The organism is Pararhizobium sp. P1_E7 (assembly GCF_056405855.1).
The window spans coordinates 17214-42880 of sequence record NZ_JBFUBH010000009.1; the positions used below are offsets into that span (position 1 = coordinate 17214).

The 25667-nt window shown below is 61.2% G+C and carries 24 protein-coding genes and 1 riboswitch; of the genes, 10 read left to right on the top strand and 14 right to left on the bottom strand.

Annotation, left to right across the window (positions count from 1 at the left end):
• Positions 1–3: 3 nt before the first annotated feature.
• The 5 genes from AC1D17_RS12295 to thiC are packed head-to-tail and all read right to left on the bottom strand — an operon-like array spanning position 4 to position 4472.
• Positions 4–609 (bottom strand): thiamine phosphate synthase, encoded by a 606-nt coding sequence (locus tag AC1D17_RS12295; RefSeq protein ID WP_477565687.1) that lies wholly within the window; start codon positions 607–609, stop codon positions 4–6.
• Positions 606–1379 carry a thiazole synthase gene (locus AC1D17_RS12300; RefSeq protein ID WP_477565688.1) on the bottom strand — a complete coding sequence of 258 codons (774 nt, stop codon included), beginning with the start codon at positions 1377–1379 and terminating at the stop codon, positions 606–608. The genes AC1D17_RS12295 and AC1D17_RS12300 overlap by 4 nt, the downstream gene beginning before the upstream one ends.
• A 2-nt stretch (positions 1380–1381) precedes the next feature.
• Positions 1382–1579, bottom strand: a complete 198-nt coding sequence (gene thiS / locus AC1D17_RS12305) for a sulfur carrier protein ThiS (RefSeq protein WP_477565689.1) — start codon at positions 1577–1579, stop codon at positions 1382–1384.
• Positions 1576–2634 carry a glycine oxidase ThiO gene (gene thiO / locus AC1D17_RS12310; protein WP_477565690.1) on the bottom strand — a complete coding sequence of 353 codons (1059 nt, stop codon included), beginning with the start codon at positions 2632–2634 and terminating at the stop codon, positions 1576–1578. The genes thiS and thiO overlap by 4 nt, the downstream gene beginning before the upstream one ends.
• Before the next feature lie 2 nt (positions 2635–2636).
• A complete protein-coding gene (thiC, locus tag AC1D17_RS12315; protein ID WP_477565691.1) occupies positions 2637–4472 on the bottom strand; it encodes a phosphomethylpyrimidine synthase ThiC in 1836 nt (611 codons plus the stop codon).
• Between the two features lie 88 nt (positions 4473–4560).
• Positions 4561–4699, bottom strand: a riboswitch (TPP riboswitch).
• A 152-nt stretch (positions 4700–4851) separates the two neighbouring features.
• On the opposite strand from thiC, the gene AC1D17_RS12320 reads away from it, so the two are divergent.
• The 8 genes from AC1D17_RS12320 (at position 4852) to AC1D17_RS12355 (ending at position 11987) form a co-directional block, all read left to right on the top strand.
• Positions 4852–5520 carry a GntR family transcriptional regulator gene (locus tag AC1D17_RS12320; RefSeq protein ID WP_477565692.1) on the top strand — a complete coding sequence of 223 codons (669 nt, stop codon included), beginning with the start codon at positions 4852–4854 and terminating at the stop codon, positions 5518–5520.
• A 177-nt stretch (positions 5521–5697) separates the two neighbouring features.
• On the top strand, positions 5698–6729 hold the full coding sequence (bioB, locus tag AC1D17_RS12325) for a biotin synthase BioB (RefSeq protein ID WP_477565693.1): 1032 nt from the start codon (positions 5698–5700) through the stop codon (positions 6727–6729).
• The gene (locus tag AC1D17_RS12330; RefSeq protein WP_477565839.1) at positions 6729–7874 is read left to right on the top strand and encodes an 8-amino-7-oxononanoate synthase; all 1146 of its coding nucleotides are present in this window, start codon (positions 6729–6731) and stop codon (positions 7872–7874) included. Before bioB ends, AC1D17_RS12330 begins: the two co-directional genes overlap by 1 nt.
• Complete coding sequence (gene bioD, locus AC1D17_RS12335) at positions 7871–8506, top strand: dethiobiotin synthase (protein WP_477565694.1); 636 nt, start codon at positions 7871–7873, stop codon at positions 8504–8506. Before AC1D17_RS12330 ends, bioD begins: the two co-directional genes overlap by 4 nt.
• On the top strand, positions 8503–9768 hold the full coding sequence (locus AC1D17_RS12340) for an adenosylmethionine--8-amino-7-oxononanoate transaminase (protein ID WP_477565695.1): 1266 nt from the start codon (positions 8503–8505) through the stop codon (positions 9766–9768). The genes bioD and AC1D17_RS12340 overlap by 4 nt, the downstream gene beginning before the upstream one ends.
• On the top strand, positions 9768–10754 hold the full coding sequence (locus AC1D17_RS12345; protein ID WP_477565696.1) for a beta-ketoacyl-ACP synthase III: 987 nt from the start codon (positions 9768–9770) through the stop codon (positions 10752–10754). Before AC1D17_RS12340 ends, AC1D17_RS12345 begins: the two co-directional genes overlap by 1 nt.
• 117 nt (positions 10755–10871) lie before the next feature.
• On the top strand, positions 10872–11618 hold the full coding sequence (locus AC1D17_RS12350) for a 2OG-Fe(II) oxygenase (RefSeq protein WP_477565697.1): 747 nt from the start codon (positions 10872–10874) through the stop codon (positions 11616–11618).
• Between the two features lie 180 nt (positions 11619–11798).
• Positions 11799–11987 (top strand): hypothetical protein, encoded by a 189-nt coding sequence (locus AC1D17_RS12355; protein ID WP_477565698.1) that lies wholly within the window; start codon positions 11799–11801, stop codon positions 11985–11987.
• A 3-nt stretch (positions 11988–11990) separates the two neighbouring features.
• Here the strand turns inward: AC1D17_RS12355 and AC1D17_RS12360 are convergent, their stop codons facing one another.
• The 9 genes from AC1D17_RS12360 to AC1D17_RS12400 form a co-directional block, all read right to left on the bottom strand.
• Entirely contained in the window at positions 11991–14333 is a 2343-nt protein-coding gene (locus AC1D17_RS12360; protein WP_477565699.1) for a Wzz/FepE/Etk N-terminal domain-containing protein, read from the bottom strand.
• 109 nt (positions 14334–14442) lie between these two features.
• Positions 14443–15348, bottom strand: coding sequence for a UTP--glucose-1-phosphate uridylyltransferase (locus AC1D17_RS12365; RefSeq protein WP_477565700.1), 906 nt, complete (start codon positions 15346–15348; stop codon positions 14443–14445).
• A 4-nt stretch (positions 15349–15352) separates the two neighbouring features.
• Positions 15353–16366 (bottom strand): glycosyltransferase family 2 protein, encoded by a 1014-nt coding sequence (locus AC1D17_RS12370; RefSeq protein WP_477565701.1) that lies wholly within the window; start codon positions 16364–16366, stop codon positions 15353–15355.
• Positions 16366–17289, bottom strand: coding sequence for a glycosyltransferase family 2 protein (locus AC1D17_RS12375; protein ID WP_477565702.1), 924 nt, complete (start codon positions 17287–17289; stop codon positions 16366–16368). Before AC1D17_RS12375 ends, AC1D17_RS12370 begins: the two co-directional genes overlap by 1 nt.
• 8 nt (positions 17290–17297) lie before the next feature.
• Positions 17298–18296 carry a glycosyltransferase family 2 protein gene (locus tag AC1D17_RS12380; RefSeq protein ID WP_477565703.1) on the bottom strand — a complete coding sequence of 333 codons (999 nt, stop codon included), beginning with the start codon at positions 18294–18296 and terminating at the stop codon, positions 17298–17300.
• Entirely contained in the window at positions 18293–19492 is a 1200-nt protein-coding gene (locus AC1D17_RS12385) for a glycosyl transferase family 1 (protein ID WP_477565704.1), read from the bottom strand. The genes AC1D17_RS12380 and AC1D17_RS12385 overlap by 4 nt, the downstream gene beginning before the upstream one ends.
• An 88-nt stretch (positions 19493–19580) precedes the next feature.
• The gene (gene exoK, locus AC1D17_RS12390; RefSeq protein WP_477565705.1) at positions 19581–20363 is read right to left on the bottom strand and encodes an endo-1,3-1,4-beta-glycanase ExoK; all 783 of its coding nucleotides are present in this window, start codon (positions 20361–20363) and stop codon (positions 19581–19583) included.
• Positions 20360–21469: an acyltransferase family protein gene (locus AC1D17_RS12395; protein ID WP_477565706.1), complete on the bottom strand. Its 1110-nt coding sequence runs from the start codon at positions 21467–21469 to the stop codon at positions 20360–20362. Before AC1D17_RS12395 ends, exoK begins: the two co-directional genes overlap by 4 nt.
• Positions 21470–21935: 466 nt before the next feature.
• On the bottom strand, positions 21936–23393 hold the full coding sequence (locus AC1D17_RS12400) for a lipopolysaccharide biosynthesis protein (RefSeq protein WP_477565707.1): 1458 nt from the start codon (positions 23391–23393) through the stop codon (positions 21936–21938).
• 121 nt (positions 23394–23514) lie between these two features.
• On the opposite strand from AC1D17_RS12400, the gene AC1D17_RS12405 reads away from it, so the two are divergent.
• Positions 23515–24474, top strand: coding sequence for a glycosyltransferase family 2 protein (locus AC1D17_RS12405; RefSeq protein ID WP_477565708.1), 960 nt, complete (start codon positions 23515–23517; stop codon positions 24472–24474).
• Between the two features lie 103 nt (positions 24475–24577).
• Positions 24578–25528: a polysaccharide pyruvyl transferase family protein gene (locus AC1D17_RS12410; RefSeq protein ID WP_477565709.1), complete on the top strand. Its 951-nt coding sequence runs from the start codon at positions 24578–24580 to the stop codon at positions 25526–25528.
• Positions 25529–25667: the final 139 nt, after the last annotated feature.

A 25667-nucleotide genomic window follows, 5' to 3' on the forward strand; every position in this document is an offset into this window, starting at 1 on the left:
ACCTCATCGAAAGCGGGCCGTGCGCGCGATCCACTCCCGCACGCGTGCTTCAGGATCGGCATTGAGGGTGATGTCGGTGACGACGGCGGCGCTGTCGGCGCCTTGGGCAAAAACGCTGTCGATACGACCGATTTTGATGCCGCCGATTGCCACCAGCGGCAGGGAGCCGATGCGGTTCTTCCAGCCGCGCAATTTCTCCACCCCCTGTGGCGCCCATTTCATCTTCTTTAGGATTGTCGGCCAGACCGGCCCAAGCGCCACATAGTCTGGTGCTGCCGCAAGCGCCGTCTCCAGCTCGGTCTCGTCATGGGTCGAGACCCCGAGTTTGAGTCCGGCAGCGCGAATCGCGGCGATATCGGCCTCCACGAGATCTTCCTGGCCGAGATGGACGAAATCGCAGCCTTCCTCGATCGCCAGCTGCCAATAGTCGTTGACAATCAGCTGACAGCCATGTGCCGCGCAAATGGTCTTCGCATGGCGAATCGTCTCGCGCAGCTGAACCTCGCTGCAATCCTTCATGCGCAGTTGCACCAGTTTCACACCGAGCGGCACGAGGCGGTCGATCCATTCGGCGCTATCGACGATCAGATAAAACGGATCGAGCTTCATGAAAACACCGCCTTGCCTATAACCGGGGTTGAGGGCACCGCCATGTCGCGCGGCTCCAGCATGCCGGCGTGAAATGCCGTTCGTCCCGCCTCGATGGCGCCGGCGAAGGCCGCGGCCATGGCGGCGGGATCCCCGGCACCCGCAACGGCGGTATTGAGCAGCACGGCATCGAAGCCCAGTTCCATGACCGTCGCCGCATGCGACGGCCGGCCGATACCGGCATCGACGATCAGCGGCACATCGGGGAAGCTTGCCCGCATGCTGCGCAGCCCCGGCAGGTTAACCGGCCCCATGGCCGAGCCGATCGGCGCACACCAGGGCATCAGCACCTGGCAGCCCGCTTCCAGCAGCCGTTCCGCCACGACAAGATCGTCGGTGGTGTAGGGGAAGACCTTGAAACCTTCATCGCTGAGAATACGCGCCGCCTCGACCAGCGCGAAGACGTCGGGCTGCAAGGTGTCGTGGTTGCCGATCACTTCGAGCTTGATCCAATCGGTGGCAAAGACCTCGCGGGCCATCTTCGCCGTCAGCACGGCTTCCGAAACCGTGTGGCAGCCCGCAGTGTTGGGCAAAACCCTGACACCGAGCGTGCGGATGAGCTCGAAGAAGGCGCCGCCGGCGCGGCTGCCAGCGGTTTCCCGGCGCAGCGATACGGTGACGATACCGGTTTTCGAGGCGCGGACCGCATCGGCAAGGATGGCGGGCGAGGGGTAGCGCGCGGTGCCGAGCAGCAAGCGCGAAGAAACGGAGGTTCCGTAGAGCGTCAGCATCGTCATCCTCCCTGCATCGGCGAAAGGATTTCGACACGGTCACGGTCAGACAGTGCGAAATTTGGTCTGTCCTCGCGGTGCACCAGTTCGCCATTGACGGCGGTCGCCAGCCAGTCGCCCTCGAAATCCAGAGAGACCAGAAGGTCGGAAAGGACGGAAATATCGGTTTGATGGTCTTCGCCGTTGATCGTCAGTTTCATCTGCCTGCTCCGATCTGAAGGGGATTGATGTGGGGTGGATTGGCAAGCGGGATACCTTGGGAAGAACGGGGGGCTCGTTGCCAAGTTTGCGAATCGTGCGAGGCGGCGATATGGGCGGCGACCTCCATGGCAATCGACGGCGCCAGCAGAAAACCGTGCCGATAGAATCCGTTGACCCGGATGGTCTCGCCATTGCTTTCGAGGCGCGGCAGGTTATCGGGGAACGCGGGCCGTACACCGGCGCCGGTTTCGATCACGCGCGCCTCACCGAATGCGGGGTGCAGCGCATAGGCTGCGTTCAGAAGTTCCATCAGCGAACGCGCGCTGACCGGGCCGCGATCCTCGCTTTCAATCATTGTTGCGCCGACCATGAAGACACCATTGCCGCGTGGCACGATGTAGAGCGGAATGCGCGGATGCAAGAGGCGGAGGGGGCGGGACAACGTCACATCCGGCGTCTCCAGCATCAGCATTTCCCCCCGAACGCCCCGCAAATCTGCCGTTTGACCTATGCAATGGGCTCCGGTGCAATCGACGATATGGTCGAACCCCGCGCCTGAAAAATCCGGAGCCACATTGAAATGAAACCGCACGCCCATCGCCGCCAGCTTGCCGAAAAGGCCGGTTATCGCGCGCCTGGGATCGAGATGCGCTTCTTCGCGGAAGAAAAGCGCCTTGCGGAACCTGCCGGCAAGGTCCGGTTCCAGGGCGGAGATGTTATCATTGCCCAGCCAGTCGAAGGTGGACGTGCGGGTGGCGAAACGGGATAGTTCGGCCGCATCGCGTGGTGGCGCGACCACCAGCGTGCCGTTGCGGACGACATGGCCGGGCAGGGCGCCGTCCCACCAGTCTGCAGCACGGCAGCCGAGCGTTACCACCGCTTCAGGCGCGCTTTCCCGCTCGCACCAGGGCGCCAGCATGCCGCCGGCAAACCAGGAGGCGCCGCCGCCGGGCCGGGCCGCAATCTCGGCAACCGCGACCTCGATGCCTTTGATGGCAAGTTCATGGGCAACCGTGAGGCCGGCAACGCCGGCCCCCCTGATCAGGACGCGCATGGTCACTCTCCGGCCGGCGCAACCGTTCCATCGGGCCCAAGCGGCATATAGAGCGCGCCACCCGCCTGGAATTTCGCCGCCATCGCCTCCAGCCCTTCCTTCTGTGCCTCGGCACGGATGTCGTGGGATATCCGCATGGAGCAGAATTTCGGTCCGCACATCGAGCAGAAGTGCGCCACCTTGTGCGCTTCCTTCGGCAAGGTCTCGTCGTGGAAGGAGCGGGCTGTCTCCGGATCGAGAGACAGGTTGAACTGGTCCTCCCAGCGGAACTCGAAGCGGGCACGTGACAGCGCATCGTCGCGCAACTGGGCTGCCGGATGCCCCTTGGCGAGATCGGCGGCGTGGGCGGCGATCTTGTAGGTGATGACGCCGACCTTGACGTCGTTGCGGTCGGGCAGGCCCAGATGCTCCTTCGGCGTGACATAGCAGAGCATCGCCGTACCGAACCAGCCGATCATCGCAGCGCCGATACCCGACGTGATGTGATCGTAGCCGGGAGCGATATCGGTCGTCAGCGGCCCCAGCGTGTAGAAGGGTGCCTCGCCGCAGACTTCCAGCTGCTTGTCCATGTTTTCCTTGATCTTGTGCATCGGCACATGGCCGGGACCTTCGATCATCACCTGGCAGTCCTTCGCCCAGGCGATCTGGGTGAGTTCGCCGAGCGTTTCGAGTTCGGCAAACTGCGCGGCGTCGTTGGCATCGGCGATCGAGCCGGGACGCAGGCCGTCACCGAGCGAGAACGTCACGTCATAGGCGCGGGCAATGTCGCAGATCTCGTCGAAATGCTCGTAGAGAAAGCTTTCCTTGTGGTGATGAAGACACCACTTGGCCATGATCGAGCCGCCGCGCGAGACGATGCCGGTAACGCGGTTGACGGTGAGCGGGATGTAGGAGAGCCGCACGCCGGCATGGATGGTGAAATAATCGACGCCCTGCTCGGCCTGCTCGATCAGGGTGTCGCGATAGACCTCCCAGTTGAGGTCTTCGGCGATGCCGCCCACCTTTTCCAAGGCCTGGTAGAGCGGCACAGTGCCGATTGGAACCGGCGCGTTGCGGATGATCCACTCGCGGATATTGTGAATGTTGCGGCCCGTCGACAGATCCATGACGGTATCGGCGCCCCAGCGTGTCGCCCAGACCATTTTCTCGACCTCTTCCGCCATCGACGAGGTGACAGCGGAGTTGCCGATATTGGCATTGATCTTCACCAGAAAGTTCCGGCCGATGATCATCGGTTCGGATTCCGGATGGTTGATGTTGGCCGGAATGACGGCCCGTCCGCGGGCAATCTCCTGGCGAACGAACTCGGCCGTAACGTGATCCGGAATGCGCGCGCCGAAACTCTCGCCGTCGCGGATGAGCGCTTCCTTCGCTGCCTTGCGGCCGAGGTTTTCGCGAATGGCGATATATTCCATTTCCGGCGTGATGATGCCGGCGCGGGCATAGGCGATCTGGGTGACGGCCTTGCCGTCCTTGGCTTTCAATGGATGGTTGCGGATTGGAAATTCCGGCGTCAGCCGTTCGCCGGTGGCAAAGCCGTTGTCTTCTGGCTTGACGTGCCGGCCGTCATAGGCCTCGACATCGCCGCGTGCGACAACCCAGGCCTGACGCTGCCGGGGCAGGCCCGCGTCGATCGAGACGATATGCGCCGGGTCCGTGTAGGGGCCGGAGGGATCATAGACGGTGACGGGCGGTTCGCCCGATGTCGGATGCACGGAAATTTCGCGCATCGGGACACGAATGTCCGGGTACAGTTCACCCGGGATATGCACCTTGCGCGAGGCCGGCAGAGGGCCGGTCGTGACGGTCGGGGTAATGTTCTTTGCGGCAATAGTCATGGTTGAGGCTCCAAAGGTTGGAGACCCAGTCATCAGAGCCGGAATGATGAAAAGACGCTGACAGGAATCCGCACGCAGAGTCCCAGTCGCTACAGCGCTTGCACCGTCCCTACGCCAGTATGAACTGGATCAGGTTCAACGGGTCACTGCGCTGCTTGAAGGTGGCAAAGCCACCTGTCACGCCAGCAGAATCTCAGCCCCTTGTCGGGACCCCCCTGGTGAATGCGCCAAGTTAGGCATAGTTTTGGACAGAGCGTCAAGGGCCGTCCGGCGCGTCGATCTCCACTCTTCTTCCGGTTCCAGCTCGAAGACTGTGAAGATGTCCAATGATTTCAATCGCGGTCTCGACAGCGCCGTCACGGCAAATTATCTATAAAAAATGACCTCAGCGAGCGAAGACACGATTGCCAGCCGCATCAGCCGCATCCTTGCCGATAGGATCGTGACTGGACAACTGGATCCGGGCACGAAGCTGCGGCAGGACCATATCGCCGAGGAATTCGGAACCAGCCACGTGCCCGTGCGCGAGGCCTTCCGCCGGCTTGAAGCGCAGGGTCTTGCCGTCAGCGAACCGCGCCGCGGCGTGCGGGTCGCGTCCTTCGATTTGAAGGAGGTTCGCGAGGTCGCGCAAATGCGGGCAGCACTTGAAGTGCTGGCGCTTCGCCATGCGGCGCCGCATCTGACGCCCGCCATTCTGGATCAGGCCGAGGAGGCGACGGTCGCAGGCGACAATTCCCGTGATGTCCGCTCGTGGGAGGAGGCCAACCGCCGCTTTCACACGCTGATTCTGACGCCGTGCGGCATGCCGCGCCTTTTGGCTGCCATCAGCGATCTGCATGCCGCCAGCGCCCGTTTCCTGTTCGCCAGCTGGCGGTCGGAATGGGAAGTCCGCACCGACCACGACCACCGCGCCATCCTGGCGTTTCTGCGTCAGGGCAATATCGAAAACGCCGCTCCCGTTCTCGAGCGGCACGTGCAATGGATCGGGCAAAAGCCGGTCCGCAATGCCTCCGGCACCACGCGCGACGCCTTCGCCATCGTCGGCTGAAGCCATTTTCCATTTTCTTTTCCCATGATTTTTGCCGCTCCCGGCGCATCCGGCAGGTTTTGAAAGCCCGTATTGCGTGAAATTAATGGCTGCGCACCAAAAAGTTGGTTGCGATTTTATGGCCTCCGCTAAATTATAGATAATATTATTCTTTAATCTATCATGTGGGGTGCTTTGATGCTGAGAGAAGAAAACCGATCCGACATCTCGGTTGAACAGGGCGGGATAGGCGGCAGATCCTGGCAGGATGGCACCGAACCCACAGGGGTTTCTCTCGATCAGGCAAGAATTATCTATAATTCTCCCTTCAACGATTTGCTTTTCCAGGCGCAGACCGTCCACAGAGCGCATTTCGATCCGAACGCGGTGCAGATCAGCCGGCTTTTATCGATCAAAACAGGCGGTTGTGCCGAAGACTGCGGTTACTGCAGCCAGTCGGCACATGCCCCGACCGGCCTCAAGGCCTCCAGGCTGATGATGGTCGAAAAGGTTCTCGCCGAAGCGCGCAAGGCAAAGGATGAAGGCGCCAGCCGTTATTGCATGGGGGCCGCCTGGCGCAGCCCCAAGGATCGCGACATGGAAACGCTGGTGGCGATGGTCGCAGGCGTCAAGGCGCTTGGGTTGGAGACCTGCATGACGCTCGGCATGCTGTCGCCCGAGCAGGCGGGGACGCTGGCGGATGCCGGCCTCGATTATTACAACCACAACATCGATACGTCCGAAGAGTTCTATCCACAGATCATTACCACGCGCACCTTCGCCGACCGGCTGGAAACGCTCGCCAATGTTCGCGAGGCCGGCATGAAGGTTTGCGCTGGCGGTATCCTGGGCATGGGCGAAACGACGGACGACCGCATTTCCATGCTGGTGACGCTCGCCAACCTCCCGGAGCCGCCGGAAAGCGTGCCGGTCAACATGCTGATCCCGATCCCCGGCTCAAGGCTTTCCAATGCCGAACCGGTCGATCCGGTTGAATTCGTCAGGACCATCGCGCTCGCCCGCATTCTGATGCCGCGCTCGCATGTCCGCCTCTCGGCCGGGCGCACCCAGATGAGCGATGAGATGCAGGCGCTCTGTTTCTTCGCCGGCGCCAATTCGATCTTTGCCGGCGACACGCTGCTGACGGCTGAAAATCCGGGCGAGGACCACGACACGGCCTTGTTCCGCCGCCTTGGTCTGAAGCCGATGGAATTGGAGCCTGCCGAATGATGTCCGCGCAAGGTCTTGCCCGCTACGAAACCACGCTGGCGGGGCTGGAGCGCAAGGGCAGGCGGCGCACATTGGTGGCGCAGACCGGTGCCGATTTCAGCTCGAACGACTATCTGGCCTTCGCCGGCTCAGCGCGGCTGGCGGCAGCGATTGCGTCTGCGCTTAAGCGCGGCGTACCGGCCGGTGCCGGCGGCTCTCGGCTGCTGCGCGGCAATCACCCGGAGCACGAGGCCCTGGAGGCAGAAGCGGCGACCTTTTTCGGAACCGGGCGCGTCCTTTATTTCGGCAGCGGCTATGCTGCCAATACCGCGCTCTTCTCGACCCTGCCGCAGCGTGGCGACCTCATCGTGTACGACGCATTGGTGCATGCCAGCGTCCATGAGGGAATTCAGGCGAGCCGGGCGCAGGCCGTGGCCGCCGCCCACAACGATGTCGAAGCTTTTGCGCAGGCGATCGAACGCTGGCGCGGCACCGGCGGAACCGGCCATCCCTGGATTGCCGTTGAAAGCCTCTATTCGATGGATGGCGATCGCGCGCCGCTGACGGAGCTTGCCGCCCTTGCCGAAAAGCATGGCGGTTTCCTGGTGATCGACGAAGCCCATGCGACCGGCGTCTTCGGTCCCGATGGCCGCGGTTTTGCCGCCGGCCTGGAAAACCGTGCCAACGTCATCGTGCTGCATACCTGCGGCAAGGCGCTTGGCGTGTCCGGTGCGCTGCTCGGCGCAAGTGCGGTGCTCTGCGATTATCTCGTCAACCGGGCGCGGGGGTTCATCTATTCGACCGCGCCCTCGCCATTGATGGCGGCGGCGGTTCGCGAAGCCTTGCGCATGCTGGTGGACGAACCGCAGCGCCGCGCCGATTTCGATGCCTTGCGCAGCTTCGCCAATGCCGAGTTGACCACGAAACTCGGCGTCTCAAGCAGCGGATCGCAGATCCTGCCGGTGCTGATCGGCGACAATGGCCGGGCGGTGCGGGTTGCCGCGCGCATGCGGGCGGAAGGATACGATATCCGCGCCATTCGCCCGCCGACAGTTCCGGAAGGTACCGCCAGACTGCGGATCGCAATCACGCTGAATGTCGATCACGCAACGATAACCCGCATGTTTTCCCGGCTGGCAGTCATTATGGCGGAGGAAAAACCATGATGCGCTTGGTGGTGACGGGCACCGATACCGGCATCGGCAAGACGGTGTTTTCAGCAGGGCTGGCGACAGCGCTTGGCGGCTACTACTGGAAACCGGTGCAATCGGGGCTGGACGAGGAAACCGACAGCCAGGTTGTCAGCCGGCTCGGCCGCCTGCCTGAGAATCGCATCCTGCCGGAGGCCTACAGGTTGCGGACGCCGGCCTCGCCGCATCTCGCGGCCCGGCTCGATCATGTCGGGATCGAACCCGGGCAACTGACGCCGCCGGTGACGGACGCCCCACTGGTCATCGAGGGTGCCGGAGGATTGCTGGTGCCGCTCACCGAAACGGAGGTGTTCGCCGATGTCTTTGCGCGCTGGCAAATCCCCGTCATCCTCTGCGCCCGCACCGGGCTCGGCACGATCAATCACACGCTGCTATCGCTGGAAGCCTTGCGCTCCCGCTCCATTCCGGTCTTAGGCGTCGCCTTCATCGGTGACGAACAGGCCGAAACGCAGCGGATCATCGCCGCGATGGGGCAGGTCCGCATCCTCGGGCGCTTGCCCAGGCTCGATCCGTTGACGCCGGATATCCTGCAGCAGGTGTTCCGCCAGAATTTTCCTTTATCCTCGTTCCACGAGAGGGCGGCATGAGCTCACCTGTCTGGCATCCCTTTACCCAGCATGCGCTGGAACCGGCCATGAAGCGCATCGTCCAGACGGACGGTGCCTGTCTGATCGACAGCAGCGGATCGCGCATTCTCGATGCCATCTCCTCCTGGTGGGTGATTACGCATGGCCATCGCCATCCGGCGATCATGGCGGCCATCCAGGCGGCATGCGAAAACTACGACCAGATCATTTTCGCCGAATATACCCATGAACCGGCGGAAGAGCTGGCGCGGGGCCTGCTTCGGATCGCCCCCCGTGGGCTTGCGCATGTTTTCTATTCCGACAGCGGATCGACCTGTGTCGAGGTCGCGCTGAAAATGGCCCTCGGTTTCTTCCACAATTCCGGCGCACCGCGCCGCCGCATCTGCGTTCTGGAACATGGCTATCACGGCGATACCATCGGCACGATGTCGGCGGGGGAACGCGGTGTCTTCAACGCGGCCTATGAGCCGATGCTGTTCGGCGTCGATCGCCTGCCGTTTCCCGCACTCGGCCATGAGCAGAATACGCTGGATGCCTTCGAGTGCTTCTGTTCGGCGGGAGATGTCGCGGCTTTGCTGGTCGAGCCGCTCATCCTGGGGGCCGGCGGCATGCTCACCTATCCTGCGTCCGTGCTGACCGAACTGAAGCGGATTGCCGAACGGCATGGCACCCTGCTGATCGCCGACGAGGTGATGACCGGCTGGGGCCGGACCGGCAGCATCTTTGCCTGCGAACAGGCCGGTGTGGCGCCCGATATCCTGTGCACCTCCAAGGGGCTGACCGGCGGCGCTCTGCCGCTTGCCGCCACTTTATGCACCGCCGAAATTTTCGAGGCGCATCTGTCGAGCGATCGCCGAAAGACATTCTTTCATTCCAGTTCCTATACCGCCAATCCGATTGCMTGCGCTGCCGCGGTCGCCAATCTGGCTGTATGGGAAAACGAGCCGGTGCGTGAGCGCATCGGCTCGCTTAAGGCGATGCAGGCGGAGAGGCTGTCTCGCTTTAAGGCCGATCCGCGCTTTGGCAATGTCCGCCAGACCGGCACGATCACCGCGCTTGATCTCACGGTTCCGGCCGGGGGATATCTTTCAGAGGTTGGCCCGAAGCTGAGGGCCTTCTTTCGCGAGCGGAAACTGCTGATCCGGCCGCTCGGCAATGTGATCTATCTGATGCCACCCTATTGTGTCACCGCCACGGAACTCGACCGGGCCTATGATGCGATCGACGAGGCGGCGGCATGGTTTGCGGCGGGACGCTTATAATGAGCGTCCGCTCGTCCCGCCTTGCAGGCTTTGGTCATAGCGTGCCGGCCCGCTGTGTCGAAAACGCCGAAATCGAGGCAAGCCTTAGCCTCGAGCCGGGCTGGATCGAGCGCCGGACCGGGATCAGGAGACGCTATTGGGCCGAACCCGGCGACACGCTCTCCGGGCTTGCGGCAAGGGCAGGGGAGGCGGCGATCGAAGACGCCGGTATCGCCCGGCAAGACGTCGCCCTGACGCTGCTCGCCACCTCGACACCCGATCATCTGTTGCCGCCGTCGGCGCCGCTGCTTGCCCATCGCCTCGGGTTGGTGAATTCCGGCGCCATCGATCTTGCCGGAGCATGCTCCGGTTTTCTCTATGCGTTGACGCTCGCCGATGGCTTCGTTCGCGCGCATGGCCGGCCGGTCCTGGTGGTTGCCGCCAATATTCTGAGCCGCCGTATCAACCCGGCGGAGCGGGCAAGCTCTGTCCTGTTCGCCGACGCCGCCGGCGCGGTGGTTCTGATGCCCTCGCACGATGCGGACGCGGGGTTGCTCGGTGTCGATCTCGCCTCGGACGGCAGCCGCTATGACCTGATCTCTATTCCAGCGGGTGGAAGCAATCGTCCCTTTGCAGCGGATATGGCAGCGCAGGACTGCCTGATGACGATGCGCGATGGACGCGAAATGTTTACGCAGGCAGTGGGGATGATGAGCGATTGCGCACGCCGGGCGCTTGAACATGCCAGGCTCGGTGCGGCGGATATTCACCGGTTCATTCCGCATCAGGCCAATGCGCGCATTTTCGATGCCGTCTGCAGCGATCTCGGTATCGCGCCCGAGAAAACCGTTCGCACGATCGCGGATTATGGAAATTCTTCCGCCGCCACCATTCCGCTTTCCCTGTCGCTCTCCCATCAGGAAAAACCCTTCGTACCGGGCGAACGGTTGCTGCTGACCGCTGCCGGTGCCGGGCTGACAGGTGGGGCTTGTGTTTTTGTAGTGTAAGTAAATGCTTACTGATATCCTTGGCGCATCAATGAAACAGGACAGGAAACGGGTGGCGATCCGTCGGTAAAACCGTCACGCAGGAAGCCTCGCCATCGCGGCCCTGGAGGTTTTGACATGAATACGCATCCTACCACTCAGGCGGTTTCCGCATCGCTTTCCGCTGAAGCACGTATCGCGCAGTATGATTGGAATGCTCTTTCGGAAGAACTTAACGGCTTCGGCTGTGTGGTCATCGAAAAGCTGCTGTCGCCCGAGGAATGCCGGCACATCGCCGGGCTCTATCAAGAGGAAAAACACTTCCGCAGCCACATCCACATGGCCCGTCACGGTTTTGGCAAGGGCGAATACCGATATTTCAAATATCCGCTGCCAGACCTTATCGGGGCGTTGCGGGTAGCACTTTATCCGCGCCTTGCGACGGTCGCCAACGCGTGGAACGAACGCATGGGCATCGATGAACGCTATCCGGCCGGGCATGCTGCCTTTCTCGAACAATGCCACGATGCCGGCCAGACCCGGCCGACACCACTGTTGCTGCAATATGTCCCGGGCGATTTCAATTGCCTGCACCAGGATCTCTACGGCGACCTCGCATTTCCCATTCAGGTGGCGATCCTTCTCTCCGAGCCGGATAAGGATTTTACCGGCGGCGAATTCGTCCTGACGGAACAGCGCCCGCGCATGCAGAGCCGCGCAGAGGTCGTGTCATTGGGTCAGGGTGATGCCGTCGCTTTCGCGGTTCACAATCGGCCGGTTCAGGGCACGAAGGGCAATTACCGGGTCAATCTGCGCCACGGCGTCAGCCGTATTCGCTCTGGCATGCGCCATGCGCTCGGCATCATTTTTCACGACGCCAGATAGGGCCGCGAAGCGCACTGAAATGCGGAAAAAGCGTTGGCTCCTGCCAGATTTAAAGGCCGCGCATCGGTTGCGCGGCCCCATCATCCTTGGTAAATTTTCTCTAAAGGTTGACCGAACTGCTGGAGCGATCTCCGCATGACAAGCATCTCACATCGTTTCGAAAACTATATGAGAAATGGCATGCGCGGCTGGGCGCGGTCGAAGCCCGCATTTGTCCGGGCCCTGCTCTTTATCCCCTGCCTTCTCGAATATCTCGCCGCCTGCGCGGTATGCACCATCGCGATTTTCGCGGTGGTTTTTCTGATGGGGCTGGTGGCAGTCTTCGGGCTGGATGCGGAGCGCCAGCCCGGCCTAGGCTCAAGAGGATAACCCTCAGCGCGCGGCCTTGAACGGCTGTTCGATATAATAGCTCTCATAGTTCTTGCGATATTTTTCCGCCGCGCCGAAATCGCTGTACTTCCCAAGCTCGTCCATATCCGTCTTGTTGAGCATAACGCCAAGGATCTTGGCGTTGAATTGCGGATCGGAATGCAGCACGTCCCGGACCAGGCGGGACGGCGTCTTGCCCCATTCGATCACCATCAGGAAGCCATCGGCAAAAGGCGAGAAGGCCTTGGCGTCGATGACGGGCGCAAGCGGCGCGAGATCGACGATGACATAGTCGAAGCTCTTGCGGGCATTGGCAATCAGGGCCTCCATGCCCGGCGAGGCAAGCAGTTCGTTGGTATGGTAGAGATGTTCGCGTGGCGCGATCGGCAGGATCGCAAGCCGGGTCTGCGGGTCGACCCTGAGACCTGCCGTCCATTCTTCCTCGCCCAGAACGGCTTCCACCAGTCCTGTTTTCGGGGCCGGCGAAATCATCCTGCTGATCGCCGGATTCCGGATATCGGCGTCGATCAGCAGCGTCCGTTTGCCGCTGGCGGCCAGCAGCCCGGCAAAATTCGCGGCAATGGTTGACTTCCCTTCGCCCGGCAGCGCCGAGACGACGCCGATTACCCGGTTGGGGCAGCCCTGCAAGATGACATCACTGGCAAGCTTGGCATTGCGCAGCGTTTCGGCAAAGGCCGATCGCGGCGCATCGGCGGCAATCCGTGTCATGCGCGTCAGCGGCATGTCGGCATCGACCGGCGCGTCGGCTCTAGCCAGTTCCGGCTTGGAAAAACGTTCCCGCGTCTTGCTCCACATGCTGACGGTCTTCTTGCCGATCAGCGGCAGGTAGCCGAGCGACTTGTGCCCAAGGACGGAGCGAACGTCCTCTTCCAGCCGGAAGAACCGCTCGCGGAACTCCTGAAGGCCGGCGATGACGGCACCCAGCATGATGCCAAGCACGATGGAGAGGGCAAGCACCATCGTCCTCTTCGGGCTGGAGGGCGAGGTTGGAACACCGGCGTCCGAAATGATCCGGGCCTTTGCAATCGGGAATGACCTCTGCTGAGCTGCTTCCTCGTAGCGGCCGAGATAGGATTCGTAGAGCGTCTTCAATGCCGTCGCCCGCTGTTCAAGCTCGCGCAGCTGAACCAGCGACCGGTTGGCCTGCGAGTTGTTGCCGACCACGCCTTCGATGCTCTTGCGCAACGATGCCTCGCGGGACTTGGCGACTTCGAATTCGTTGCGATAGCTGGCTGTGATCTGCTGCAATTCCCGGAAGATCTGCCCGGCAAGTTCGGTCTTTTCCGCGCGCAGGCTGACCGCCTGAGGATGATCGGCGCTGAAATTCTGCGTTACGGCCTGCTCGCGCTTGCTGACGGCGAGGTAGCGCGTCCGCAGATCCTGAATGACCGAATTGTCGGTCTGGTTTGACGAGATCGTCGCATTGTCCACGGCGTTTTCCGCGCCCTGGTCGATGATCGATTTGAACTGGTTGTAGCGGGCGGACGCACTGGCGCTGTCTGCCTGCGCAACGATCAGCTGGCTGTTGAGATCGGACAGCTGCTGCTCCGACATCAGCTCGCCGCGCGTCGAGGTCAGGCCGTTTTCCGCCTTGAATTTTTCTGCGTCGAGAGACGCTGCCTGCGCGCGCTGGCGAAGGTCGGTCAGGCGCTCCTGCAGCCAGACGGAAGCGCGCTCGGTGGCGTCGAAATTCGCATTCAACTGGTCGGTCAGATAGGCATTGGCATAGGCGCGGGTGACCGTTGCGGCAAGCTTCGGATCGGTCGATTTATAGGACAGCGCCACGACCGAGCTTCGCGCCACCCGCTCGACCGTCACAGCCTGCTGGATATAGGCTGCTGCCGTTGCCCGCCTGCCGTTGCGTGCTGCCGCTTCGGAAATCTCGGGTCCCGCACCGAAGGTGCCGGTGACGGATTTGACCGCCGATTTCACCATCGACATCAGCGATTGCGGCGGATTGAGAACAGTTTCGTTTTCGCCGAGGTTTTCCGCGTCGGTGACGCGCAACGCCAGTTCGCCGGATTTCAGAATTTCCACCGCGCTGGAAAGCTGCGTGTCGGCCTGCTGGGCGCTTTGGGGCGACGGAACTTCTTCGGCATATTTGGACAGATTGTCATCGAGCAGAATCTGCGTTTGCGATGTGTAGACCGGCGTCGCCAACAGTAGATACAGTGCGCCGAGCAGGAAGCACAGGATAACGCAGGCGGCCACGACCCTTGAACGGCGAAGCGCGATCGCGGTCAGCCGGTTCAGATCGATGAACGTGTCGGACTCATCGCTTTTCAGCGACGGGACTGTGTTCAACGGAAGAGGTCTTTGATTCATGGGCCGTCTGGTCTCCGGGGCTTTTTACGTGGACGGTTCTCACCCCAAAACACGGCAGGGGTGAGACCAGGTTTTTCGGCGGCACCAAGCCACTGAAAAATAAGTATTTTCAGGCGGCTCGCATTGCCTGTTCGTGCGACAGGACCATCTCGCGAACGGATTCGAACACAAGGTTGCCGATATCTGCACGCGCCAGCGCAAAGGCCACATTCGCCTCGATGAAGCCCTGCTTGGAGCCGCAATCGAAGGTCCGGCCTTCATAAGGGTGGGCGTGGAACGATTGTTCTGCCGACAGGCGCAGCATGCCGTCGGTCAACTGAATCTCGTTGCCCGCGCCGCGCTGCTGATGTGCGAGAATGGAGAATATTTCTGGCTGAAGGATATAGCGGCCGTTGAGATAATAGGTGGACGGCGCCTCGCTGACGGCCGGCTTTTCCACCATCTCGGTCACTTCAAACCCATGCCGGGTTTTATCGCCCATGCCGACAATGCCGTATTTCGACGTGTCCTCAATGGCGCACTGCTCGACGGCGACGACATTGCCGCCGACATCGTTATAGAGGTCCATCAGGCCGGCCATGCAGCCGCGGGCGCCGAAGGAAATCATATCCGGCAAAAGCAGGGCAAACGGTTCGTCGCCGATCAGGTCGCGGGCACACCAGACCGCGTGGCCAAGACCAAGCGGCGCCTGCTGGCGGGTGAAGCTGACGGAGCCGGCGGCCGGAAGCATGCGCGCCAGCTCGGAAAGCTGGGCATCCTTGCCCGATCGCGTCAGCGACGAGATCAGTTCCGGCACGTCGTCAAAATGGTCTTCAATGGCCTGCTTGTTGCGTCCGGTGACGAACACGATGTGCTCGATGCCGGCCTGCATCGCTTCCTCGACGGCATATTGCACGACAGGACGGTCGACGATGGTCAGCATTTCCTTCGGCATCGCCTTGGTTGCGGGCAGAAACCGGGTGCCGTTTCCGGCAACGGGAATGACGGCTTTGCGAACGGGTCTGATAGGTGCCACAGGACTATCCTTTGCTTTTGTGCGGGCGGTTGCCCGGGGTGGTTCTATTCATCGTTTCCGGACCGAAACGGCGAATTGCAGTGAACGGCGCCATCAGGCGCCGCAATCTGACGGCGATGGGCATCCGCAGATGCCGGACTGCCGCCGGGTTTCTCCACGCGGTTTTGACCGCGCCGGAAAGGGATCGTGCCTTGATCTGATCGACCAGGATGATGAAGGATCGCGCATCCTGAATGCTGCGGTGACGCCGGAGCTGGGCCGCCATGGAGGCCGCATCCAGCCGGTGGTTTTTCAAAAACTCGGCATCCGCGGCCAGCATCGCATCCACCTGATGCAGCTTCAGCACCCGGGAAATCGATCCGCTTCGGATGTAATAGGTATAGCCTGCGGCCGGCTCTACGGCGCAGCGGCCGCCCTTTGCCAGGGCCGATGCCAAAAGCAGATAATCCTCGCCGATCGGCAGGCTCTCGTCGAAGCGCAAACCATGCTCTTCGAGGAAACCGCGCTCGAAGACCGGTTTCATATATCCGTAATTGTGCTCGGCCTGAAACAGCACGTTCGAGCCGATGAAGGCCGGAAGCGTCAGGGTTTCGAGTGCAGAAAGTTGACCTTCCTCGAACATCCGTTTGATCGGGCCGTCCAACGGAACAACATCGACATTGTCGACGGCGATCTGAGCCTTGGCGGCCCTGGCCCGCGCGATCATCCGTGCGGTGCGATCCGGCGAAACCGCATCGTCGGAATCCAGAATGACGATCCAGTCGCCCCGCGCGGCGGCAAGGCCTGCATTGCGGGCGCCGCCGGGACCGCGGTTCTTCTCGAGCCGGATTAGCCGGACGCGGGGATCGGTATAGGCATCGACGATTTCCGCCGTGTCATCCGGCGAACAATCGTCGATGACGATGACCTCGACGCTGACGCCGGTCTGTGCCAGCGCGCTGTCGATGGCGCGCTCGATCGTATCCGCAGCCTTAAAGGCGGCGATGATGAATGTGGCCTGGGGACGATACTGTTCCATCAGGACGGCCTCGCCTCGGCTGTGCCGTACTGCTCGATTTCCCTGACACCGAGAAGCCCGACAACGACCCCTGCATGCATCGCGGCGCGCAGGGCGTACCGGTTGCGGCGAACGGGCGAGAAAAACAAAATGGCGCCGGCGAGCGCGCAGAAACCGCTTTTGGCTGCAGCAAGCGCCAATTCGCGGATTTTGCCGGCAGCACCTGTGCCTGCCTCGATCAGCCGCCCATGCGTCTGGCCGAAGCGGAACTTTCGCCTGGCAAGCCAGGAAAAGGCCGCGCGCTTGGCCGGTACCGGCTCCTCCACCCAGGCCGCCGGTGCATAGGCAATTTTGCCGCCCATCCGGTGCATATGGGTAAAGAACTCCGTGTCCTCGCCACCGCTGCGGCCGAGCGCCAGATTGAAGCGGCGTCCGGCAAGCGATGGTGCCGCGAGGCGAAGAAGGACATTGCAGGTGTAGCCGGTGATGATCCGGCCGCCGACCCAGACCGGAAATGTCGAATGAAAGTCGCCCCGTTGCATCCAGCCCGGCGCGTCCGTGCCGTAGGTGGCTTTCACCGGGCCGAGCACCGCATCCGCACCAGCGGCCTTTGCCGTTTCGATCAACCGGGCGATCCAGCTTTCGCTTGCCGTCTCGTCGTCGTCGATGAAGGCGAGGAAATCGCCCGTTGCATTGTCGAGGCAGGCATTGCGGGCAATCGAGATGTTGGAGGACGGGCAGTGGACGTAGACGATCTCGTGCGAAATGACGGCGCGCAAGGCATCGACCCGTTCCTTCGCACTGGGTGTGGCGTCATTATCAGCCACGATGATCCGGATATGCACGTCATCGGGAACGGCAATCGCGCCCAGCGAGCGCAGCGTCTGTTCGAGTTCCGGGCGCCGATAGGTGCAAACGCCGATATCGATGCGGATGTGGTCCATCTCTGTTCTCATGAGGCGACCCGGCGTTTGCGGAAGTCGAGAAGTTCGCGCCAGAAGCCGGCTGACCACGCAAGATGCATCACCATGGCGGAAATGGCGGCGAGCGGTCCGTATGGGTTCTTTTGGCCAAGCGCCATCCACACGCCGTAGCCAAGGCAGGCGACGGCCCACAGGCCGAAGGGAATGACGGCGGCCCAGCTGACGACCGCGAGCAAGGCGCCGGCCGCGACCGGCGCGACAGCAAGTGGCAGCATCTGCCGGATGCTCGGCATGGCGCGGTGTTTCATGAAATTCTTTGCGCGGCCACGGCCGTAGCCGAAGTACTGGCGAAACAGTGTGCTCGCCGTGCTGCGCGGATAGTAGATCATGCTGGTCTTGTCGGTCATCCAGATGCGGTAGCCGGCCCTGTTGAGGCGGTAGTCGAATTCGGCGTCCTCGTTATGGCTGAACATCTCGTCATAGCCGCCGACGGCCTGGAATGCGGAAATCCGCATCAGCGCGTGGTGGCCGTGATCGGCCCAGTGGCCAACAGACCCTGTCCGGTGCTTGGAGCCACCGTTGCCGAGCTTGGAATTCTGCGCATAGGCCGTCGCCTTCTGGAACGTGCTGAAGCCGACCGTCTGCATCGCCACGACAACGGAATCCGCCCCGGTTGAGATGGCATCCTCCATCAGGCGCTGGCAATAATCCGCCGGATATTCGCCGTGTGCATCGATGCGGATCATGTATTCGTAATCCGCGCCGAGCATGCCGACAGCGAGATTGACGGCGGCGCTCTGGATCTTCTTCGGATTGTCGAGCAGCCTGACTTTCGAATTGACGATGGCAATCTGTTGGACGATCTCGCGCGTGCCGTCGGTGCTGCCGCCGTCGACCACGACCAGGTCTGCGTTCAGATCCTGCATGGCGCCATTCAGCTTGACGATCAGGGCTTCGATATGTTTGGCCTCGTTGAGGCAGGGGATAACGATCAGGCTGCGGCCATGCTTCAAATCATCGGCGTTCATAGCAGTCCACCCTTGTTGCTGCGCGTTTGGGAGAGCTCATGGATCGATGCGGTCTGGGCGCTGTTGGCGTGAAGTGCCTGGAGCCGGCTGACCAGCCGCTGGCAATCGGCACGGTTAAAGACCCATGTCTGCGCGCCGGTGGCCGCGACCTTGCCGAATTCGGCGAGATAGCGCTCGGCCGTCATGCCGGCAAAGAGGGTCGCAAGCGCTGCGCTGTCGGCGCGGTCGAGGAGGAGGCCAATGTGTTTTGCGCTGATGAAACGTGCCGTTTCCGTGCCACGCATGGCAATCGGGACCGCGTTGTAGCGGCATCCCTCGTATAGCCGGTTCGGAAGGAGCCAGCTGGAGTTCAAGCCTTCCTCGAAGAAGTCGATGCCCCAGGAAAACTGGACGTCGTCGTAAATCCGGGCGAGGTCCTCGGGGTTGTTGTAGGCGCCGTGGAAATGCAGGAAGGGCTCGTTCTCGACGAAGCCGTTAAAATCGTCGAACTCCGAATAGGCGGGACGCCCGCGCAGCACGACTTCAAACCGTCCGTTCATGGCACGGGTGAATTCTGCGAGCAGTTGCAGCGATTTTTTGCACCGCAAGGCGCCGAACCAGCCGATCTTCCACGGTTCGCCGGGGTGCGGCGGGCGGGGGCGGGCGGTTTGCATCTGCGCGCTGTCTTCCAGGTCGATGACCTGATTTTCCAGAAGCAGCGCCGGCGCTTTCAGGCGGGATACCGGCCTGAAATAGTTCTCGATAAAGGCCGGCGAGCTGGTGATGAGAAGGCTGACATTGCGCCCGAGATACTGCTCGGCAGCGCGCAAGGTGCGGCCGGCAAGATCGTTGCGCAACAGAAGGCGATGGATGTCCAGGCATTCGTAGACGATCGGCACATCGCCACCGAAAATCGCATTCGCCCTGTTGGCAAGCGCCAGCATTTCGAGGTTGCGGGCAACGATGATACCGGGTTTTCCAGCGCCGCGAAGCTTGCCGCCAAGCGCCATCGCCGCCTTGACAACGGCAGCAATTCTCTGGCCGAACCGGCCGTCCCTGGTGATGCCGAGCTCGATATGGCCATCGACCACAGGCGTGTCCGCGCCGCGCCGGAAGCCCGCTACCGTTACCTTGGCGCCACCCGCTTCGAGCATCAGGGTTCTGCGCCTGATCGCCGGGTCCGCCACATCATGGGCCAGGTACAATACGTCCAGCATGAAACTTCCCGTTTCCCGCTCAGCTACCGCCGAGCCTAGTTCAGTTTTTTGTGCACCGCAACATTTCCGTTGCATATGCGAACAATCTTTAGTCGAGAGTGCAAACAATGGACTCGGGGAACTGGCATTTTTCGCCAGGTGCCGTGAAGGCGACGCGGTCGATCTGCATTTTTGCCGGACCCTGATAGTCGAACTTGCCCATCCAATCGCTCAGGGTGTCGGTACCCCAGAGGCTGAAGAAGATTTTCTGGTCATTGACCGGAATCTTCTGGGGATCGGTAACCTCCTGCACCAGAGCGCCGTTGAGGTAGTAGCGCAGCCGGTCCTTTTCCCAGACGAAGGCGTAGTTGTTGAAATCGGTATTGGCGCCGCCCTCGATATCGACCAGTTTCTCGTTGCCGCCCTTCGCCGAAATGTACTGGTTGACCTGAACCTTGCCGGGATCCTTGCCGAGCACCTCGAAATCGATCTCGTCATGCGGCTTCTTGTCGGTCGGTCCGATATAGGTGAAGAAGGCGGAGTTCAGGCCGGAGCCATCGGCCGTCTTGATGCGCGCCTCATAAGTGCCGTAGCCAAAGCGTTTGCGGGTCTGGATCTCGCCGCAGGCATAGTCGCGCTTGCCGGCCTTGCGCTGCTCGAAGGTCAGCTCAAGCACGCCGTTTTCAACCGCGGCCTGATCTTTCGACCAGGTGCAGTTCTGATGCGCGCCGTTGTCCCAGCCGTCCGAAACGTACCAGATCTTGCTGTCGATCCTGTCGAAATTCTCGACGAAGGAGGTGCCGGCTTTTGCGCCTTGCGCAAAGGCCGGCGCCGGAATGGCGGCAGAAAACGCAGAGAGGACGAGAAGCAGTCTTGAGATTGATTGGGTCATCGTGTCGCTTTCTCCTTTGGGGAATAGGGGCAGGTGGCCCAGCTCTCCCGGCTCGACCTGTTTTCCGGCATGCGTTTTGTTGCGGAACGGCCCGCGCGGCTGCCGGTCAAAACGGCGTGCAGCTTGGGTGTCAGGCGCTTTGCGGCATTGTGCGAAGCGGCCAGAATGAGGAGGGCGAGGACGGGTGTCGAGAAATAGAACAGCGGATAGAGGCCTGGATGCGCCGCGCGGTTCCAGAGCATCCAAAACGCAACGAGCAAGGGGTAATGGGCACAGAATATCCAGAAGCTCAGGCCTTCCGACTGCGAAAGGCGCTGGCCGAGGCGTGGGCGGATCAGGATCGCAGAGATTGCCCAGGAGCCGGCAATGCCGCAGATTGCCGTCAGGCTGCGCAGCATGTCGATCCACACCGGATAGTCAGGCCCAGTCCAATAGAGGCCAGTCGCCAGGATGGCCGCCGCCGCCAGAAACAGCGTGGATATCACTGCAGCATGACGGTCGAGCGACCGGATATTGACCTGATGAAGGCTCGCATAGATGCCGCAGCTGAAGCCGAACAGGATCGATTTCTTCAGGAAGATGCCGTTCGGGACTGGCAGTACGGCATAGACGAAAAAGATCGCAAGGGTTGTCAGCGGGTAGCGCTTGATCAGGATGCCAAGGACCGGCGCAAGAGCGATGCACAAAAGCAGGTCCCGCAGGAAATAGAGCGGGACGTTGATCGGCAGGCCCTCGACCGCAAAAGCGAGCGTCGCCAATTCGCGTGGGCCCGCATTGATCGCATCGGGGAGATAGCCAAAGCCGATACCGCTTTTCTGCCCGAGCAGAACGAGCGCCAGAAAGGACAAATTCCAGATCAGGAACGGCAAAAGAACCGTGCGCGCCTTGGAGCGGATCGTCTTGCCGTAGTCGAAGGCATCAAGCCCGCGGCGAAACATGAGGTAGCCGGAAATCGCGCTCAGGCATGGCACGCCAACCCTGAAAAGGCTGTCGCCGAGAAAGACCCTGACCCAGTCGATGAAGCCATTGGCACCGAGGAAAGGGCTGGTCTGCGGATCAAAGGGAACGTGTACGAAGACAATTCCCGAGATGAGCACGATGCGCATCAGATTGATCCGCGATGATATATTCGCGTCGATAACCAAGGCGGCATCCCCTGTTGGGCCACTCCCCCCGAAGCGGCGTTTCAACCAGAGCAGACTTGAACCTGCATCTCGAAGATAGGGCAGTGCGTCTCGAAAAATATGGCGTTGCAGCAGAAAAAATCACGTTGATGCTGCGATGCACGCGGTTTTGGCGAACAAAAATCGGCCGCGAAAAACGCCGGGGGTCTGCCTGGAAGCTTGGAAAAATGCGTGGGGATAGGGTGTTGCGGAATATCAGAATATGATCACGTAAATGCCTTTTCAGGGGTTGCCGGACGTAAAAATAAGTTTCGGAAATGCGCAATTCTACACGTCTAGGTTCGTAAACTTCGTCGAGTGTCCGCGTGGATGTTCCGAAATAAGGCGCGATCGCAACCATTGCGGTATATCTCAGACTAATTCCCGCCAAGGTGTTTTTCCCCTTGCCTCAAGCCCGCCTGTTTTTGACGAGCTGATGGATTTTCGCCAGCAGCGGGCGCTCCGACAGAAGCACGAACAGGACATAGATCAGGCCGCCGATGGCGGCGCCGGCGATGATCTGCAGGATCGGGTTCGGAACCAGAAAACCGAAAGTCTGAAGCAGATAGCGAACCGTAAGCGCCATCACCAGGGCCATCAGCATCGGGCGGCTGCTGATATACAGACCCTTGAAGAACGGCGTTCCGTCCGCCCTAAAGACCGCCCAGGAGTAGCCGATCAGCGTCACGGCGTTGACGATGCACAGCCAGATCATCGCGTCGATCAGCGTACCCGTGCTCGCGCCATAGGCAACGGCGGCGCAGGTTACGACCGCGCGAATGATCGCCGACCAGAACAGCGCCCGGCCATGTCCCACACCCTTGAGATAGGGAATGAAGGTGCTGCAGGGGGTGAGGATACCCTTGGACAACGCCAGCAATCCCAGCACCGGCCAGGCATAGGCCCATTGCGGACCGAACAGGACGCGCATGGCCGGTTCGGCCAGAGCCCAGAGGCCGAACATCATCGGCGCCAGGAGCACCGTCGTCACCTGCGTGCTGAACATCAGCGCCTGTGAACGGCGTTCCTTGTCATCCATCATGCCGCTGAAAGCCGGGAAGAGAACGCCCATGACAGCGGAAAGCACGACCTGGTTGGGAATGCTGGCAAAGCGGTTGGCGGCCGAATAGGCGCCGGCATCGGCAAGGCCGAGATAGCGCGAAATGATCACCATCGGTGACTGAAAGGTGATGAAGTTGGCGACTTCCGAGCCCATCATGCCCAGGCTGAAGCGGCTCAGTCCCAGAACCCGGCTGGGGCGGAAGACGAAGCGCGGCATATAATGCGACACGGCATAGAGGCCGCTGAGACGCACCAGCGCCGAGACGAAAAGCTGTGCCATCAGCGCCCAGACACCCCATCCGAAAAGCGCCAGCACGACGGCGACGATGGCGCCGAGCGATTCGGAAATCATGCTCCAGACGGCGTCCTTGCTGAAATTCATCCGCCTTGCGAGCAGCGAATAGGCAACGTCGCCCCCGAGCTGGATCGGAATGAGGAAACTCATGATTTTCAACAGGTAGGCGGCCTCAGGGGCGCCCAGAAGGGCTGCAAAGAAGTCCGCCCAGATGAACAGGCCAAGGGCCATGAGGCAGGAAATCGCAAGATTTGCCCAGAAGACGGAGTGGACCGTTTCCATCTCCTCCTCGCGCTGGATCACCAGTGCCGAGGTCAATCCGGCCCCGCCGATCATCGCCAGAAACTGCACCACGGTGAGCGCCACGGCGACGGCGCCGAACTCCTGCGGGGTGAGGATACGGGCCAAAATCGGCACCGTGACAAACTTAAGCCCGAATGTACTTGTCTTGGATAAAATGCTCCAGCCGACATTGCTCGTGACGGATTTGACGTTAACTGTAGGAGGCATGGCGTAAATCCTGTGTGGCGATGGGGAGGATCAAGGGCAGAGGAGACGCGCTAGACACGCAGCCGCAACCTGATGGGAGGAACCAGGAAGCACCTTCTAGGAAAACCGCAGGGGCAAAAAGATGGCGAAGTTTACAGTTGTTATTCCGTACTACCAGAAACAGGCTGGGATTCTGCAGCGGGCCCTGGGCTCCGTTTTCGCCCAGACCTACCAGGATTTCGATGTCATCATCGTCGATGACCAGTCGCCGTTCCCGATCGAAACCGATCTTGAAACCCTGAGCCTCGAGCAGCGGGCGCGCATCCGCGTCGTCAAGCAGCCGAATGCCGGTCCGGGCGGTGCGCGCAATACCGGCCTTAACAATGTCACGGCGCAAACGGATTTTGTCGCCTTCCTCGATTCCGACGATCTGTGGACACATGACCATCTGCAGAATGCACAGGAGGCGATGACCCGCTTCGGGGCCGATTGCTACTGGGCATCGATTACCGGCGGCGATGCCTTCTACTATCATTTCGACATGGCCGAACTGGAAAAGACCGAAAAGGTCGCGCGGCTTTCCGAGAAACCGCTGGTTCTGGAAGTGCCCGAGTTTTCGCAGGTCATGCTGCGCAACTGGAGCTTCCTGCACCTGTCGTGCATGGTGATCGGACGAAAACTGATCGAGACCGTTCGTTTCGAAGCCGAGCTTCGGCTGGCGGCAGAAGACGTGCTGTTCTTTTGCGATTGCGCCATTGCAGCCGAGCGCATCATCCTGTGCAATGAGCCGGGCGCTGTGCGGGGCGAGGGGATCAACATCTTCCACAGCATCGATAGCGATTCTCCGCAGTTCCTGTCGCAGCAGTTCAACACCTGGGTTGCGCTCGACACATTGGAAGGGCGCTTTTCCCGCAAGCCGGCGGAAATCGCTTCCATCCATTCCTACAAGCATACCGCGCGCCGGCAGGCGCTCTGGAGCCAGGCCCGACTGATCAAGCGGCGAAAGATGCCGCAGCTCAATCTGCTTGCCCGTTGGGTCTGGCGTGATCCGAAGCTGCTACAAAGCGCGCTTCAGCTTGCCGTCGGCAAGTTATCACGGTAGCCTTCGCAGGTGCAGCATTTTTTGCCGCGCCCATTCACACGCGTGATTGCCATTGCATGTCACGCGCCAGCCTTTCCTTGCGCAATGCATGAAGGAGACAGTCATGGACCCTTATTACTGGGAATCCGCACACGGAAATTTCGGCGACGACCTCAATCTTTGGCTCTGGGATTTCCTGATCCCGGGATTTCGCGACGTTCATCCAGAAACCCTTCTCGTCGGGGTCGGCACGGTGCTGAACCGCGCGCTCCTGCCGGAAGGCCGGCATAAGCTGGTGCTCGGCAGCGGTTTTGGTTACGGCACCTTGCCCGATATGAGCGGCAGCCGGGAATGGGATATTCGCTGTGTCCGCGGACCTTTGACGGCGCAGAAGGTGGGGGTGGACCCCAAGCTCGGCATCATCGATCCAGCGGTCATGGTCGCCGAAATGCCCGAGTTCAAAGACCTGCCCAAGAAGTACAAGAAGAGCTTCGTGCCGCATTGGGAATCGGCGATTGCCGGCATATGGCCGGTTGTCTGCCAGACCGTCGGCCTGCATTATATCGATCCGCGCGGCGACGCGAAGGATGTCATTCGCAAGATCGCCCAGTCGGAAATGATCGTTGCGGAATCGATGCATGGCGCCATCCTCGCCGACGCTTTCCGCGTGCCGTGGGTGGCGGTGTCGACCTCCAACAGCATCAACAGTTTCAAGTGGAACGATTGGGCCCAGACCGTTGGCGTCACCTACCGCCCGCGCCATGTTCCCGTTTCCACCAGGGCGGAAGCCATCGCCAAGGGCGCGCGGTTCTGGGGCGTCGATTTCGATGCGCATCAGCCGGCGCTTGATGACCCGAACAAGCGCCAGATCGACGAAAGCGTCATGGTCGCGGCCCGTGCTCCCAAGCAGACCTCATTGCGGGTTGCTGCCAAGCAATTGCTGGCTGCCCCCTCGGCCCTGTCCCTCTGGCAGGCGGCACGCGCCACGCAGCAACTGAGCGCCGACCATGCCCTGGCGGAGCGCAAAGAGCGCTTTCTCGACGTCATCGCAGGCGTGCGCCGCGACTATTTCTAAAGCATGTCGCGCAAAAGTGTGCAGCAGTTTTGCGATAACGACATGCGTAAAATCAAAGACCTAAAGCGCGACAAGCGAATCTGAAAAATCGCGGCGCGCTTTAGGTCGCAGCCACTTTCCGTCCGCCATCAAGCCTGCC